This window comes from Stieleria sp. JC731, from assembly GCF_020966635.1.
In the GTDB taxonomy this organism is placed as follows: Bacteria; Planctomycetota; Planctomycetia; order Pirellulales; family Pirellulaceae; genus Stieleria.
This window is the reverse complement of record NZ_JAJKFQ010000026.1, coordinates 251,055-266,411: the sequence shown is the minus strand read 5'-3', so window position 1 is coordinate 266,411 and position 15,357 is coordinate 251,055. Positions and strand designations below refer to the sequence as shown.

Below are 15,357 nucleotides of genomic sequence, written 5' to 3'. Positions count from 1 at the left end.
TATGCTCCACCTACTTATTCAGAAATGGTGGGCGTATTCTTCGTTGCTCGCGATGGTGACAGCAGAGACTGGAATGCCAGTCCCACTTGTTCAAAGCTTCGGTTTACCATCGTGACCCACCAATTGGGACGAAGCACGGGGAACAGTTCAGGTGTTCCGTTGTGTCGCATCGGTCGGTCGATCCGTCTAGGGATCACCGTCACGGCGTGCCGTTCGCCATACTGCCGGGTACGACGATATTGGTCGTCGCCTTCACGCAGCAGGCTCGGGTCTTTCATCACTTGGTTGAAAGACAGCACGCAGCGGTTATTCACATCTCGCTCGCTTAAATTAGCGGGCGTGATTGAATGCTGAGCGACATGATCATGGATACGTTGCATCTCGTCGATTGCGACCGACATGGCGCTGTTGACCAACGAAACCTTTGTCGCGTCGCATTCACGTTCGGACACGATTTGGAGGATGCGGTGCGACTGATCACGCAAGACATCTGGGTGTTGAATTCCACACAGACGCAAGTATCCCGCAACGGCCATCAACGCACTGTCCTGATCGGACGGTTGCTCGGCCGTATTGATGTGAATCGCTTCAGTCGCAGTACTTTCAGTCGCAGTGACTGTTGAAGCGGCGTCTTTTGAGATTGCTTGATGCTCCGGAGTCTCTGTCGAAGCAGATGCAGCTGGGTCAAAACTCATGACCCTCCTCCCTTCGTAATTCAATTTGTTCAGTAGATAAGCAGACAGGACTGGTGCGGTGCATACGCGACTCGCGTGCCAGTTGCGTCGAAAAGAAAATCGCCATCCGAGTGGGACAGCCAAGACCAAAAATACTGACGCCAATTGCTTTTCACAGTCAGCCAACCATCCCGACATCGATAAGGGCACCGGGGACTGCCATAAAAACTTCGCAACGACAGTTAACGGTGCGATGGTGAAAAAAGAAAGTTTTGAAGAGAATTCACGCAACGAGAACTTGGGGGAATTTGAAGGGCAAAAAACCGGTCAGCGCTTGTAAAAAACTTTTTCAACCAATTAATAAACGTTTCGCAAACCGCAAAGTGAATGACTTCGTTCAATACAACTATTTCAATTCACGGGTTGGTTGATCGTGCCCCAACCCTTCAACTCTGATTGCAAATCGTCCAATGGATGTAACGGACAAAGCGCTGCTAACGTCCCTCATAGATCGTGCGATAACGTACTTTCTCGATGCATCGCATCCGCATACAGGCTTAATCGCCGACCGTGCGAAGTTCGATGGATCCTCTTGTGGAAAGATCGCCAGCGTTGCGGCTTGTGGCTTTGGTCTGTCAGCGTTCGCTATAGCTGCAGAAACCGGGCGACTGAGCGAATTGAATGCAATTCGACATGCACGACGCTTGCTTTGGTCGCTAGCGAACCAGGTTGAACATTTTCAAGGCATCCTCTTTCACTTTGTTGCCGCAAACAGTGGCACCCGAATCGGTGATTGCGAAGCGTCGACGATCGATACGGCATTGGCTATCGCAGGAGCCTTGCATGCCAGTGTTGTGTTTAGCCACGACGCCCATTTGTGCGCTGACGCACAAAAGTTGTTTCAGCGAGCCAATTGGAACAGCTTGATCGGATCAAACGGTTGCCTTCACATGGGGTGGACGCCGGAGAATGGCACCCTAAAGGCTCAGTGGGATCAATTCAGCGAACACCCGATCCTCTATCTGTTAGCGATAGCCGCCCCCGAACATACGTTGCCAACGGAGTGCTGGGATGCCTGGCAGCGACAACCCGTTTTGCATTACGACGGAACCCCATTCCTAAGCTATCCGCCATTGTTCGTGCATCAATATCCCTGGGCGTATTTTGATGTACGTGGGCAACGCGATCGCAGCGGATGGGATTTTTGGAGCAATAGCCAAGTCGCGCATCGCGCCCACATCGATTATTTAAAATCGCTTTCACAGTCGCAGCCTGAGAAGTTTTCTCACTATGGCGATGATTGCTGGGGGATTACCAGCAGTGATAGCCAACGCGGATATCGTGACTGGGGCGGTCCCTATGAAGACGGCATGGCTGTCCCCAGACGCGGCATCGATGGCACTGTGGTTCCCAGTGCAGCTGGTGGTGCGTTGGCGATTCTTCCGCAAGAAGCTTTACGGACTCTTCAGTTTCAGAAGCAGACCTATGGTGAAGCTATCTTTGGACCGTATGGCTTTGTAAATGCCTACCACCCGGGACGAGGTTGGTACAGTTCCGATGTGATCGGAATTGACCAGGGAATCACGATGTTAATGGCGCACAACTTGCTTTGTGGTGGCGTCTGGAATGCATTCATGCGTCACCCGCTAGCGCAGTTTGGGCTGTCACGTGCAGGTTTTCAGCAATCGCACAGTGTTCATCAGACACAGTAGTATTCATCAGACACAGTGCTGATGCCAGCTAGGTTTGATCAAGCCACCTGAACGTCGATTGCTTGACGAAAGTCGCGGGACTGCATCTATTCCGACAACTTTTCAAACCAACGTTTGTGATCACAGGGTCTTCTCCATGCGTGTCTTCTCTCGATCGTTCGCGACACCAGCCATCCTTTCGGCGCTGATGTTGACCAACCCATGTGCGGCATCGGATACCTCGCAAGATACCAACCAACCAGATGTCACCGAGAACAAACCCACCGCAGTATCGTTGGAGGAGTCCTTTGTCCTGGTCCGCTCTTTCGAAGACTTGAAGAAGCTCGCAAAACAGCAATCCAAATCTGAACATGTTCCTGAACCAGAACTGACAGAGTCGTTGGCGAAGCTTGATTATGACGAGTACATCAAAATCCAGTATCGTCATGACCAAGCGACATGGGCACACCAGGGTTTGCCTTTCTGGCTCGAGACCTTTCACCGTGGATTTGTCCAACGCGATCGGGTTCACCTTTTCACATTGTCGCGACCACCGGCAACCGTTGCACCAAGCTCCACTGAGTCGCTTCGATCCGATAGCGATGATGAAGTGCAAGGAAGCATTGACGAGTCGGTCGAACAAAAGATGGTTTGCCAACGCTTGCGGTTCTCCAGCGACGACTTCAAATACCCCGAATCGATTGACCCACAAGCGATTGGAAACGTAGGGCATGCCGGAATGCGGGTCGTCGGTCGATTCCCTGGCAATGATTCACCTGAAGAAATACTTTCGTTTCTCGGTTCAAGCTACTTCCGCGCTCGAAGTTCGGACACCATCTACGGCAGCTCAGCTCGTGGAATTGCGATCGACATCGCTCTGCAAAAGGTCGAAGAGTTTCCTGACTTTCGAGCTTTCTGGATCGAGATGCCCGGCAGCGAAGACGAGTGCATCACGGTTCTGGGTTTCCTTGACGGACCGTCCGTCTGCGGCGCCTATCGTTTCGTTTTGCATCCTGGAACGAACCAGACCGACATTGAAATCGAATGTGAACTTAACTTTCGAAAGGTTCCAGAAAAGGTTGGCATCGCGCCGCTGACGTCCATGTGGATCTGGGGCGACGGGCTGCAAGGTCCACCACTGGATGCACGTCCGTCGGTGCATGATTCAGACGGATTACTGATTTGGAAAGGCGGCGATGACTGGCGTTGGCGTCCTTACGCACGTCAAGACTTTCCTTCGGTGACCTCCGTGCACGTCGATTCACTTCACGGCTTCGGCACGCTGCAACGCAACCGAGCGTTCTATCACTACGATGATCACAATGCCCGCTACGACAAACGACCGAGTGTCTGGGTAACACCCAAGTCCCCTTGGACTGGTGGACGTGTCGAGTTGCTAGAGCTACCGGGCGCTCATGAAGGGATCGACAATATCGGTGCCTATTGGGTGACCGATGCGGAGGTTGATATCGATACTCCGCTGCAACTTGAGTACACCGTCAGCTTCTTTGCCGGCGATCCGTCAATCAAGACCAAGGTCGCCCGAGCGACAAATTTGAAAGTGACACGGTCGGAAGGACTTGCCGAAATCGAAATTCGGTTTGCTGGGCCTGCAGTCAAACAACTCGACGAAGATGCAGAGCTGGAGATTAAGACCTCCGCCATCCGTGGCAAGATCACATCGCAATCGATCAAGCGAACTGAAACAGGCGACTGGGTTCTGACATCGATCGTTGATCCCGACGAATCCGGACCGGTCGAACTTAGCTGGACTCTTGTCTATGAAGACGAATCCGTCAGTGAAGAGGTTGCATATCTGTTGCCAAATGAACTGCCGACATTTACCTATCCGGCCGTCTATACCCGTCAGGAATAGTCGTGGGAATTTTATTCGCGCCGATGATCTTGGACGCGAAATCTGTGACGATCATGTCCAGCCCACGTTGACATCTGACTCGGAGGCCAATGACCTCCGAACGGGTCAGTGATGTGGCTTTTTTGCAACGCCGTATCATTCGATTGACGACAGCTGGCGTGTCTCTTTTGCGGCGCTACGTCAGCTTTGGTGACGTACTCGCGAATTTTGAAAATTCGATGAGCTTTCCGTTTGCACGAAGGAGGTTTCGCACGCAAATTGTTTTTGGGCACTTCGTTCATAGCTTACCAACAGTCGACCGCAATCAGCCTGACTGCGATCCCTCAATATTCATAAACATTCCTAAGCTTCCTGCCCTACAACACTGGAGTCTTCACCCCGATGCTACGCCTATCCGGTTCGGCGCCTAACCAGGATGTCGAAAATGCCGTTCGCGACATGCTTGACGAAGACGCTATCTACGACAACGAAAATCGAAACGCATACCGCGAACACCTGGTGCGCCCTGTCACCCTAGCTGTCCGAGGAGAACGCGAATCGTTGAGTGCATTTTCTCGAAACGTTTCCGCTTCGGGCATCGGCCTCGTCACCGATACCGTCGTTCACGAAGGTGCCACGGCAGTTCTGACGGTCGAAAGTCTTAAGAACGGGCCATTAAAATTGTTGGCCCAGTGCCGATGGTGTCGTCCGTTCGGTAAAAACTGGATGATTTCTGGCTGGCAATTCATCAACGTGCACCGCTAGTCGCTGACAAATCGTTGCCTGGCCGATGCTGCTGTTTGGCTGGGAAATGCCAAACTCCGCAGCCGAAAACCCGATCCTGTAGCGCCTCGATCGAAGTCAAACTCGTCTGGGCTTTGCGCCGCGTTCGTATTCTTTGCTCTGCTGTCGGGGAATCTGATGCCGTCTCGTTCTCCGAAGCGATCGCGGTTAATATTTGCGTCATGGAAAAGACAAATATTGCAATCGTTGGACTTGGAACCGTCGGCAGCGGCGTTGCGCGACTCTTGTTGGATCATGGTGACCGCACGGCGAGACACGCCGGACGCACCATGTGGCTTCGAAAAGCCGTCGTTCGCGATATCGAAAAAGCCCGTCAGCGGATGAAACTGCCCGATGGAGTCCTGACCGACTCCTTGGACGAAGTGATCAACGATAAAGAGATCACCGTCGTCGCACAGCTAATCGGCGGTTTGGAACCCGCTCGTACCATCATGCTGAAGCTGATGGAGTCAGGAAAGGACATCGTTACCGCGAACAAAGCCCTGCTAGCCGAACACGGGCCAGAATTATTCGATCGCGCTCGTCAACTAGGACGAAGCATTGCTTTTGAAGCCTCGGTCGCTGGTGGAATCCCCATCATTGCCAATATCAGCCAATGCCTTTCTGCCAACCAGCTGCAATCGCTCGAAGGCATTCTCAACGGCACCAGCAATTTCATCGTCAGCCAGATGGATGAAAACGGCAGCGAGTACGCAGACGTCGTCGCCGAAGCACAGCGTCTGGGGTACGCCGAAGCCGACCCGACGATGGACGTCGACGGCACCGATGCGGCACAGAAACTAGCCATCCTTTCTCACCTCGCTTTCGGTGCGACTGTCAAATGGAACGAGATTCCGCGAATCGGCATCGATGGGTTGGACCCGGCTGACCTTCGCTATGCTCGAGAACTCGGATACCGAATCAAGCTGCTTGCGGTTGCAAATCTGACCGAAGACGGCTTAGAGCTGTCCGTCGCGCCGACGCTTCTAAAAATCGGCACACCGTTGGCCGAAGTTCGCAATGCTTACAACGCAATCCGTGCTGTCGGTGATGCGGTCGGACCTGTGTTCTATCACGGCTTGGGTGCTGGCCAAATGCCAACAGCATCGGCCGTTGTCGCTGACCTGATCGACACGGCTGTCGGTCGGACCAAGTTGACGTTCCAAACGCTCGAGTACTTCTGCGGCGAAAACCCACCGCGTGCAATTCAACGCGACGCGGCCAGTTTAAAAGGTCGGTATTACCTGCGGCTATTGGTTGCCAATCATCCTGGCACTCTCGCCGCCATCGCAAATGTCCTTTCGGAACATTCGATTTCCATTGCTTCGGTCATTCAGCATGAAACCGACACAAGCGAAGGTGCCGATCGATTGGTCCCCTTGGTCATCATGACGCACGAAGCAAGTGAAGGTGCAGCCCAACAAGCGGTTGTAAAACTTGAAGCTCTTCCCGTCATTAACGGTTCGGTCGTTCGCTTACGCGTCAAAGACTGAGCGCGCGTCGAATAAGACGACTTGTCGCCCACACTACCGATCGGGTGGGCGTAGACATTCGATAAAAAAGCATTCATTGAAGGCGCACCTGACCTTCGCTGCTTCTTTACATAATCGAAGGGTCGAATTGTTATCCTGCATGAACAACGCCAGTACCCGGCCGAATCTCAGTTCGGACGGAAGGCGTCCTCCTCGTTTCAATGCAGTTCGGATTATCCACGGTTGTTGACGTCGAATCGGATCGACAGCTCGCCGCGCAAAAATCCGAATCAATGATGAGATAGCAACGTGCTGGCCGGCCGCATCAAACCGCAGACACTTAGCACCTTGTGCGAACGCGTGGGTGTCTCCTTCGAAGTCGGACTCGATCCACACCGAGTCTTCGCACGTGAAGCTGAAAATCACGGAAGTAACTACGGTCGCCACATGAAGTCGGTGGCAGACCATGTGCAAAAAGGCGGTTCCCTGGCAGATGCGATCAAAGCACAGGGGAATTACTTTCCCGATCACTTCGGACAGATGGTCGAAGCGGGTGAACGCGCCGGTCGACTCGACCGAGTTCTCGATCGTTTGGCCGAGTATTATCAACAACTCGCTGACTTTCGTCGCATCTTCGTTAATTCAATCATCTGGCCAATGATCCAGTTGATGATCGCCGTGCTTGTTATCGGCTTGATGATCTATCTTCCCAGCGTGATCGTCCCGACAACCAGCGAAGCCGACACCGACCTGTTGGGCATCGGACTTGTGGGTGAGCGTGGCGTGATGATCTATGCGATGTTGGTCGCCGTGTTTGCTACAGTCATCTTCGCTCTGATATGGATGATGAATCGAGGCGTGTTTAATTTTGCACTCGATTGGCTGGCTCGCGTTCCGGTGATTGGTCCCAAGCTACGGATCTTTGCCGAAGCTCGCTTCGTGCAGACTTTGGCATTGGCAATCGAATCAGGCCTGGATGCTTGGTCGGCAGTTGACCTTTCGTTCCGAAGCGCCGGAACACCTCAATTTGAAGGGCGTGCCAAAGTAGCGAAGGAAGCCATTCTCCAGGGCCGAGAAATACATGTCGTGATGGACGAAAGCGGTTTGTTTCAAAAAGATACGATCGAAGCAGTGGAACTTGGTGAGGCTTCGGGACGACTTTCCGAAACATTAGACAAACACTTCAGCCACTTGAAGACACAGGTCAGAAGTTCGATGGGTCTGATCACTTATCTGGCATCCGCAATCATCTGGGCAGCGATCGCCGCTGTCTTGATCCTGATCATCTTCCGAGTCTTCTCGTTGTATATCAACAACATCGGCGATGCGGCGGTCAACGCGATTGATCCACGCACCGACATTTGAAACCGATGCTGATTGATTCATTTTTCAAATACCTACCACTCTAACAACCAACATGAGGTCGAAGCCTTAGGCGACTACGTCGTTCACCTTCATGATGAACTGCTAGCTAATAAATGCGAACTGCAATAACCTCGATTTGCATCTTTGGAAAAACGTCACTTCGCAGAGCGACGTAGTCGCCCAGGACTTCAATCTCATCGTTGCCAATGCGGCAAAGCTTTTTTGCCACAGGTGTCGACTTTGGGGCCCGTTCCGATGTGTTCCCCTTGGCTTGACGAAACCGATGCGAGTAAGTGAATGACTATCTTTCGAAAACCATGGTTCGGGGACTTCGGTAAAGCAAACGCTCACAATGGCATCGCCACATCCGACCTCGCAGCCCAGGCACCACCCAATCACGTAAATACCGTGGCAACCTCCTCGGGCATCCTGTCCAAAACCGGCTCGCACTCTACAAACCGAATCGCCGAAGCGCAGTCGGAAACGACCGAGCACAAGGCGGGAGATCTGCAACGCCATCGCGAACAAATCTTGGAACGGATCGCGCATCTAAGGCCAGAAACCGACGCCTATGCGACTGAATTCGTCGACCAGATTCTTAGCTTTGCCGCACGGATCCGAACGAGTGACGTCCACTTGCAACCGACTTCGCACGGGCTGGAACTTCGATTCCGGAGTGATGGAGTTTTACATCGGCTGGGTGAATTTCCTTCCGGTGCAAGCTCGTCAGTCGTTTCTCGCTTGAAGGTCCTGTCCAGCCTATTAACCTACCGTAGCGATGTGCCCCAGGAAGGACGGATCGATATGAGTGGCAGTGGGACCGATATCCGCGTCAGCACGTTTCCGACACTGCACGGTGAACGCGCGGTGCTACGTTTTTTTGGCCACGGCGATCAGTATCGTTATTTGGATGACCTTGGCTTGACTCGCGAGGTCACCACATCACTGAAAGACTGCTTGGTCGAAACCAGTGGGGCACTGATTATTTGCGGGCCGGCCGGAAGTGGAAAGTCGACGACACTCTACGCAGCCTTGCGGCACCTCGCCAGAGAAACCGAAGGCTGCCGAAACCTCATGTCATTGGAAGATCCGATCGAAGTCCCGATCCAAGGCGTCGCTCAAAGCCAGGTCAACAGCGCGGCAGGCTTTACACTTCAATCCGGCCTACGGTCGTTGCTTCGGCAAGACCCCGAAGTGATCATGGTCGGAGAAATTCGAGATCCCGAAACCGCGTCGATCGCGATCCAAGCGAGCCTGACAGGCCAACTGATGCTGACCAGCTTTCATGCCGATAGCACGGTCGTTGCGGTCAGCCGACTGCTGGATCTTGGGATTGAACCCTATCTATTGCGTAGCAGCATCATTGGGCTGTGCTGCCAACGGCTGCTGAGAAAACTATGCGACTGTTCGACAATGTCGACCGATGGAGCCGATTTTTATGGCTTGCCCATCGGGGAATGTCATGTCCCAGTCGGTTGCGAAGCCTGCAATGGCACTGGCTATCAAGGCCGAGTCATTGCCAGTGAGTTTCTCTCGCTTCGTGAGGCGACGCGTGCTGCAGAAATCCTGGACACCAAGGACTCTCGCACGGCCTACCGAATCGCCGTCGACAGTGGCATGAAATCGATTTGGGAGTCTGCGACGGACTTGGTGCGTTCAGGTAGAACCAGCCCAGTGGAAGTACGCCGTGTCCTTGGCGCGACGATGCGAATCTGAATCTGGGCGTCGTGATGATGAGAGCACATCTTGCCCAAGACCGGAGGTTTCAACCACCGAGGAACAGAGTTCACGGAGAACGGCACGAACCGGGGTAATAAACGCGGAGACCCGAAGGTCGCAGAGTACGGAGCCTAGTCTCTATTCCGTGATCTCCGCTATTCCGTGTTTCAATCTTCCCCCCAACACGGAACAATGTAAATCATTTAGCAGTGATACCCCACGCGTCTATAGCGGTTTTGGTGAACGGTTACCTTGGGCGGCTATCTTTCCGACGAATTTTGATTGGTAACACTTGAGCTAGTGGCGAATATTGACAAATACTGCCATTAGTGGTAGCCTGACCAGACAACCTCTAGGGGACTGATCCAGTGCCAAATTCACTCAACTTATCGCTCACCGACGAGCTTCGCGCATTCATCGACGAAAACTGCGGTGACGGCACGCTCTACGCCACCCCCAGTGAGTTCGTGCGTGATGTTCTGCGACAGATGAAACTCAAGAAAGAAGCCGCTGAGGCTCGCGACAGTATCCTTGCTGGTTATCGTGATGCGATCGAAGGCCGTACGGTGGAGTTCACCGGGGACCTTCGAAAGGCAATGAACAAAGCCAAGTCGTGAGTTCCAAGAAGCCACTTAGACTCGCCCTGACCCAGTCCGCGCTGACGTCAATCAGCGATATTGAGCAGTACTCGATTGAGAACTGGGGCAAGAAAGTTGCTGCACGCTACATCGATGATCTGGAAGCAGGGATCATCAGAATTCAAGAGCACCCAGATCTGCTTCGCCCTCAACCGGAGTTTCGCTCCGACCTCTGTTTCTACCGCGTCAACAAACACCTGCTTGTTTGTGATCTTCAGAAAGCATCGATCATCGTGCTAGCTGTGATTCACGCATCACAAGACATACCAGAGCGTTTGGCCGAGCTTGAGCCAACGCTTGCAAAGGAAGTGGAGCTTCTCCACAAAAAGCTCAGTGCGGCCGAGCGAGGCAGGTAGATTTCTACGGAGCCTAGTCACTACTCCGTGATCTCTGTTACTCGGTGTTTCAATCTTCCACCCAACACGGAACACTGCAAATCATGTAACAATGATAGGCACCGTGTTTCCAGGCTCACAGAAGGTCAGTTTTAGCAATCTCTGCGGTCTTCGCCTCTCTGCGTTTTATCTTTAGCGTGTATCTGGTGCGTGAAATATGAAAGCCGCTATCCGCGACATCGCATTCGTACTTGCGATTTGTTTCTCATTGGCAAATCAGGAACAAGCCGTTGCAGATGGGACAAGCGAATCGACTCTTCCGAACATCGTGTTCTTTCTGGTTGACGACCTGGGTTGGCGAGACCTTGGGTGTTACGGCAGTTCGTTCTACGAAACTCCTCGCATCGATCAATTTGCAGCTGAAAGCATGCGATTCACTTCGGCGTATGCCGCGTGCCACGTTTGTTCGCCGACTCGGGCAAGCATCATGACGGGGAAATACCCCGCGAAGCTACAGTTGACAGATTGGCTACCAGGTCGCAAAGAGTTCGACTTTCAAAAGCTTGAGAACGCGGACATATGCCCGGCACTGCCGTTGGACGAGGTCACCATCGCAGAACATCTTCGTTCAATAGGATATCAAACGGGACACTTCGGAAAATGGCATCTTGGCGAAGATCCCAATGGGCCCTTGAATCAAGGATTTGATGTGCAAGTCCCGAGGTGGAACAAAGGTTGGCCCAAAGCCGGATATCATGCACCGTTTCAGCTCGAGGGATTGGAAGACCATGATGGCGACTATCTTACCGACCGCCTGACCGACGAAGCACTTCGGTTTATCGACACCAATTCCAAGCAACCGTTTTTCCTCTACCTATCACACTTTGCGGTTCATGATCCGATTCAAGGTCGCGATGACCTTGTTCGAAAATACCAGCGCAAACTGCAAGCTGCGCAAACCCAAGATACCAGTGCATCAGGTGCAGACAACCAGCCGTATCTACTCGAAGGAAATCCGGATTCAGAGTCGGCAACCACTGCTGAAGAGCGTTTGCAACTTTTGAATCGCTCCGGTTGGTCGGGCTATAAAGTCCTTCCCAAGCAGATGGTGAAAATCAAACAACGGCAAGACAATGTTCAGTTTGCGGCAATGCTCGAATCGATGGACGAAAGCTTTGGAAGGGTGCTCGACAAGCTTCATGCACTTAACCTGACGGAACGTACCGTTGTCATCTTCTTCTCTGACAACGGCGGAATGGCCGCAGCCAACTTTGGTCGCCCTGATCGACGAATCTCACCTGAGAAACTGGACCTTGCGTATTCAACGTCCAACCTTCCTCTGCGAGGCGCAAAGGGTTGGCTTTACGAAGGCGGAATACGGGTACCACTACTGATCCGCTGGCCGCAGAAGACCAAACCTGGAACCACTTGTGATGTCCCCGTGATTAGCAACGATTTCTTTCCCACCATCCAACACATCACTCGCCCACAAGCTCCACTTACCGCAAAAGTCGACGGAACAACCCTTGTGCCGCTCTTGACCGGCACCGGTGATTTGAAGCGTGAGGCCATCTATTGGCATTTCCCACACTACAGCAATCACGGGATGCAAAGCCCTGGAGGTGCGATCCGGATGGGAGACTTCAAATTACTAGAGTACTTTGAAAACGGCTCCGTCCAACTTTTCAACCTCCGAGACGATATTTCGGAACAGCATGACTTGTCGAAGGCAATGCCCGACAAAGTGGAAGAAATGCGGACGATGCTAAAACAATGGCGAATGCGAGTTGGTGCCGCGATGCCCGAAGAGAAACTATAATGACGCCGCCTTCCTTCGCCAAAAATCCCACCCGCTATTCTTGCTGTTAACGACATGAAACCAACCCGACGACAAACACTCGGGATAATCGGTACCGCGATTGCCACCACATGCACTAGCAACGCGACCGCAAAGGATTCCGAGCCAGCGACTGTCAAATCGCCAATCAAGATTGGGCAGATCGGGACCAAGCATGCACACGCGATCGGCAAACTTCAAGCGATCCGAAAGTTCCCCGATGTATTCGAAGTCGTCGGCGTTGTTGAACCGGACGCAGAGCGTCGATCGCAGCTTCGTGATCACGAGTCATTCGCAGACATTCCATGGATGACCGAACGCGAACTGTTTGCACAACAAGGCTTGCAAGCCGTCGCGGTTGAGACGGAAGTAGTAGAACTTGTTCCGACAGCCATACGCTGTATCGAAAACAATCTACACATTCACTTGGATAAACCCGCAGGCGAAGACCTGGATGCTTGCCGCCGGTTACATGACTTGGCCCTTCAAAACAATCGCACCATTCAGATGGGCTATATGCTTCGGTACAACCCTGCTTTCGAGTTCGCAAAGCAAATTGTTGATGATGGATGGCTTGGCCAGATCACCGAAATCAATGCGATGATGGGTAAATACATGAATGACGCGGGGCGACTTGACCTTTCAAAGTACGCCGGCGGCGGAATGTTTGAACTGGCGTGTCACTTGATTGACCAAGTCGTTTATCTGCTCGGCCCGCCTACCGGCGTCAGTTCATTTAATAGACGTTCGTTTCCTTCCAAAGACAACTTTGCCGATAACCAGCTCGCTATCTTAGAATACCCAAAGACCTTGGCAACGATTCGATGCAATCACATTGACCCGATGGGAGGCCCTCGCCGTTCATTTTCTGTGACGGGAACCGAAGGAACCTTCGAAATCAATCCTTTGGAACCACACCCCAAGGGCCGACTCGGACTAGCCAAACCGCGTGGGACGTACCGCAAAGGGTTTCAGGACGTTTCTTTTCAAAAGCCAAGCGGCCGTTACGACGCCGAGTTCCTCGATCTTGCCGCTGTGATTCGGGGAGAGAAAACGCTCCGCTGGGACGCAGCTCATGACGTCGCGACTCATGAAGCCATCCTTCGCGCGAGCGGGGTGATTTAGCTCCGTCGTTATCGCGATCAATCACTCTGACGCCAACAGCGATCCTGCTGATTTTTGTACAGCAATGGCGGTTCAGCGAGCCTGATCGCAACCAAGCTTGGCAGTGTCTTAAACTGACATGTCGTTTTACCAGTTAGCCTCATTCGTTTTCCCTGGCCATCGAACATGTGTGATCAAGATCATTTCGAAGAAGACCTTTCCAAATACTCGCGTCGAGATCTCGGGGCGATGGCAGCCGCGGGTATGGGAGCTGCGATGCTATTTCCGCAGATCGCGGACGCCAAAGAGGTTTCCGGTCGCGATGTTTCCATCACGACACCCGACGGAAAATGTGATGCATTTTATGTCACGCCAACTGCAGGGGCTTCACCAGCGGTCTTGATCTGGCCAGACATTTTTGGATTGCGTCCAGCGTTCCGACAAATGGCTCAACGGCTCGCCGAATCAGGTTACAGCGTCTTAGTTGTCAATCCGTTCTACCGCAAACAAGCTGCACCGACAGCGAAAGACGGTGCGAGCACACCCATTGTGGACGTCATCCCGCTGGCGAGATCTCTTACCCCAGAAACTCAGGCAACGGATGCGAAAGCGTTCATCGGGTGGTTGGATCAACAACCCGAAGTCGACACGGCGAAAAAGGTTGGCACCACCGGTTACTGCATGGGCGGGCCAATCGTGATGCGAACAGCTGCGAGCGTTCCGACACGTGTCGGCGCCGCGTGCACTTTTCATGGTGGTGGATTGGTCAGTGACAATCCCGACAGCCCCCACCGATTGATCCCAAAAATGCAAGCTCAATTCTTGATCGCGATTGCCGAGAACGACGACGAGCGTGACCCTGAATCGAAGACGGTATTGAAAGAATCTTTTGCCGACGCGAATCTAAAGGCAGAAATTGAGGTCTATCCTGCGGGGCACGGATGGTGCCCACCTGACACGCGGGTTTATAACGAAGAGCAGGCCGAGCGTGCTTGGTCGCGAATGTTAGCCCTGTTCGAAAAAGCTTTGGTGTAGTGATTGGTGAATCGTCAAGATGACAATGCCGACGAGGCAGCGCCCCCGGATCGACCGACGATCTGGGTTGATGGAGATGCCTGCCCCGTCGCGATCAAGGAACTCGTCTTCAGAGCGGCTGAGAAGCGAGAGATCAAGGTGGTTGTTGTCGCCAATCAATCGATCCCGATTCCTAAATCGCAATGGGTTCGTCGTATCACCGTCCGCGATGGGGCTGATATGGCGGACCATGCCATCGTCGCTGCGACTGCCCATGGCGATATCGTCATCGCCGATGACGTCCCACTAGCCGCCCGAGTCATCGAAAAAGGGGCTGTGGTTATCACAAGCCGGGGTGACCTTTACAACGAGCGAAATATTCACAATCGTCTGGCGACCCGCGACCTTCTGGAGCAGCTTCGACTTTCCGGTGTCGAAACCGGCGGCCCCAAAGCATTTGGCAAGAAAGACGCCCAGACATTTGCTAACCAACTCGATCGAACACTGACGAAACGATTGAAATAGGTTCTTTTCAGAAAGATGGGGCTGCGTGGTCCTGGAAAGCCCGGGAACCCTATGAACTGCTTCTTCACTCCTCGGCGGTCGCTACGTTTTCGCCAGGATTGTATCGATGTCCCGATTTTGCCCGGCCCTGCTCAGTCCAGCCTGACCAAACCAGCCTGCTCAGTCCAGTTGATTGGCAAGGCGAAATTCGTTTCGGCGGGCTCGATTGCTCGGCTTGTCGTCCAATCAACCCATTCGAGCACAGGGATTTCTTCTCCTACCGTGCGTCGCCATACGTAAAATGGCTGAATGAGACTCCTGCGGCTTGAGCAGGCCGTTCTACACCTCAAAAAACTTTTCTGCAAA

The 15,357-nt window shown here is 52.9% G+C and carries 13 protein-coding genes; 12 read left to right on the top strand and 1 reads right to left on the bottom strand.

Annotated elements, in window-relative coordinates; translation table 11 throughout:
• Positions 1–14: 14 nt before the first annotated feature.
• Positions 15–695 (bottom strand): hypothetical protein, encoded by a 681-nt coding sequence (locus LOC67_RS23765; RefSeq protein ID WP_230265335.1) that lies wholly within the window; start codon positions 693–695, stop codon positions 15–17.
• Positions 696–1,144: 449 nt separating this feature from the next.
• Between LOC67_RS23765 and LOC67_RS23760 the strand changes: the two genes are divergently transcribed.
• The 12 genes from LOC67_RS23760 to LOC67_RS23705 all read left to right on the top strand — a co-directional run bounded on the left by LOC67_RS23760 (position 1,145) and on the right by LOC67_RS23705 (position 15,012).
• The gene (locus LOC67_RS23760) at positions 1,145–2,386 is read left to right on the top strand and encodes a glucoamylase family protein (protein ID WP_230265334.1); all 1,242 of its coding nucleotides are present in this window, start codon (positions 1,145–1,147) and stop codon (positions 2,384–2,386) included.
• Between the two features lie 136 nt (positions 2,387–2,522).
• Positions 2,523–4,241, top strand: a complete 1,719-nt coding sequence (locus tag LOC67_RS23755) for a glucan biosynthesis protein (protein ID WP_230265333.1) — start codon at positions 2,523–2,525, stop codon at positions 4,239–4,241.
• A gap of 381 nt (positions 4,242–4,622) precedes the next feature.
• Positions 4,623–4,985 carry a PilZ domain-containing protein gene (locus LOC67_RS23750; RefSeq protein ID WP_230265332.1) on the top strand — a complete coding sequence of 121 codons (363 nt, stop codon included), beginning with the start codon at positions 4,623–4,625 and terminating at the stop codon, positions 4,983–4,985.
• A gap of 200 nt (positions 4,986–5,185) precedes the next feature.
• On the top strand, positions 5,186–6,496 hold the full coding sequence (locus LOC67_RS23745; protein WP_230265331.1) for a homoserine dehydrogenase: 1,311 nt from the start codon (positions 5,186–5,188) through the stop codon (positions 6,494–6,496).
• Positions 6,497–6,835: 339 nt separating this feature from the next.
• A complete protein-coding gene (locus LOC67_RS23740; RefSeq protein ID WP_230265330.1) occupies positions 6,836–7,840 on the top strand; it encodes a type II secretion system F family protein in 1,005 nt (334 codons plus the stop codon).
• Positions 7,841–8,137: 297 nt separating this feature from the next.
• Positions 8,138–9,556, top strand: a complete 1,419-nt coding sequence (locus LOC67_RS23735; protein ID WP_230265329.1) for a GspE/PulE family protein — start codon at positions 8,138–8,140, stop codon at positions 9,554–9,556.
• A gap of 371 nt (positions 9,557–9,927) precedes the next feature.
• Positions 9,928–10,176, top strand: coding sequence for a type II toxin-antitoxin system ParD family antitoxin (locus LOC67_RS23730; protein ID WP_230265328.1), 249 nt, complete (start codon positions 9,928–9,930; stop codon positions 10,174–10,176).
• Positions 10,173–10,553, top strand: a complete 381-nt coding sequence (locus LOC67_RS23725; protein ID WP_230265327.1) for a type II toxin-antitoxin system RelE/ParE family toxin — start codon at positions 10,173–10,175, stop codon at positions 10,551–10,553. The genes LOC67_RS23730 and LOC67_RS23725 overlap by 4 nt, the downstream gene beginning before the upstream one ends.
• Positions 10,554–10,749: 196 nt before the next feature.
• Positions 10,750–12,351, top strand: a complete 1,602-nt coding sequence (locus LOC67_RS23720) for a sulfatase (RefSeq protein WP_230265326.1) — start codon at positions 10,750–10,752, stop codon at positions 12,349–12,351.
• A gap of 54 nt (positions 12,352–12,405) precedes the next feature.
• Positions 12,406–13,494 (top strand): Gfo/Idh/MocA family protein, encoded by a 1,089-nt coding sequence (locus LOC67_RS23715; protein ID WP_230265325.1) that lies wholly within the window; start codon positions 12,406–12,408, stop codon positions 13,492–13,494.
• A 165-nt stretch (positions 13,495–13,659) separates the two neighbouring features.
• Positions 13,660–14,508 (top strand): dienelactone hydrolase family protein, encoded by an 849-nt coding sequence (locus LOC67_RS23710; RefSeq protein ID WP_230265324.1) that lies wholly within the window; start codon positions 13,660–13,662, stop codon positions 14,506–14,508.
• 6 nt (positions 14,509–14,514) lie between these two features.
• Positions 14,515–15,012 (top strand): YaiI/YqxD family protein, encoded by a 498-nt coding sequence (locus LOC67_RS23705; protein WP_230265323.1) that lies wholly within the window; start codon positions 14,515–14,517, stop codon positions 15,010–15,012.
• Positions 15,013–15,357: the final 345 nt, after the last annotated feature.

What these genes read in the sequence shown, in the direction of transcription:
- LOC67_RS23710 (WP_230265324.1), top strand. Translation starts at nt 13,660, where the DNA reads ATGTGTGATCAAGATCATTTCGAAGAAGACCTTTCCAAATACTCGCGT.
- LOC67_RS23765 (WP_230265335.1), bottom strand. Translation starts at nt 695, where the DNA reads ATGAGTTTTGACCCAGCTGCATCTGCTTCGACAGAGACTCCGGAGCAT.
- LOC67_RS23760 (WP_230265334.1), top strand. Translation starts at nt 1,145, where the DNA reads ATGGATGTAACGGACAAAGCGCTGCTAACGTCCCTCATAGATCGTGCG.
- LOC67_RS23750 (WP_230265332.1), top strand. Translation starts at nt 4,623, where the DNA reads ATGCTACGCCTATCCGGTTCGGCGCCTAACCAGGATGTCGAAAATGCC.
- LOC67_RS23755 (WP_230265333.1), top strand. Translation starts at nt 2,523, where the DNA reads ATGCGTGTCTTCTCTCGATCGTTCGCGACACCAGCCATCCTTTCGGCG.
- LOC67_RS23745 (WP_230265331.1), top strand. Translation starts at nt 5,186, where the DNA reads ATGGAAAAGACAAATATTGCAATCGTTGGACTTGGAACCGTCGGCAGC.
- LOC67_RS23720 (WP_230265326.1), top strand. Translation starts at nt 10,750, where the DNA reads ATGAAAGCCGCTATCCGCGACATCGCATTCGTACTTGCGATTTGTTTC.
- LOC67_RS23735 (WP_230265329.1), top strand. Translation starts at nt 8,138, where the DNA reads ATGACTATCTTTCGAAAACCATGGTTCGGGGACTTCGGTAAAGCAAAC.
- LOC67_RS23715 (WP_230265325.1), top strand. Translation starts at nt 12,406, where the DNA reads ATGAAACCAACCCGACGACAAACACTCGGGATAATCGGTACCGCGATT.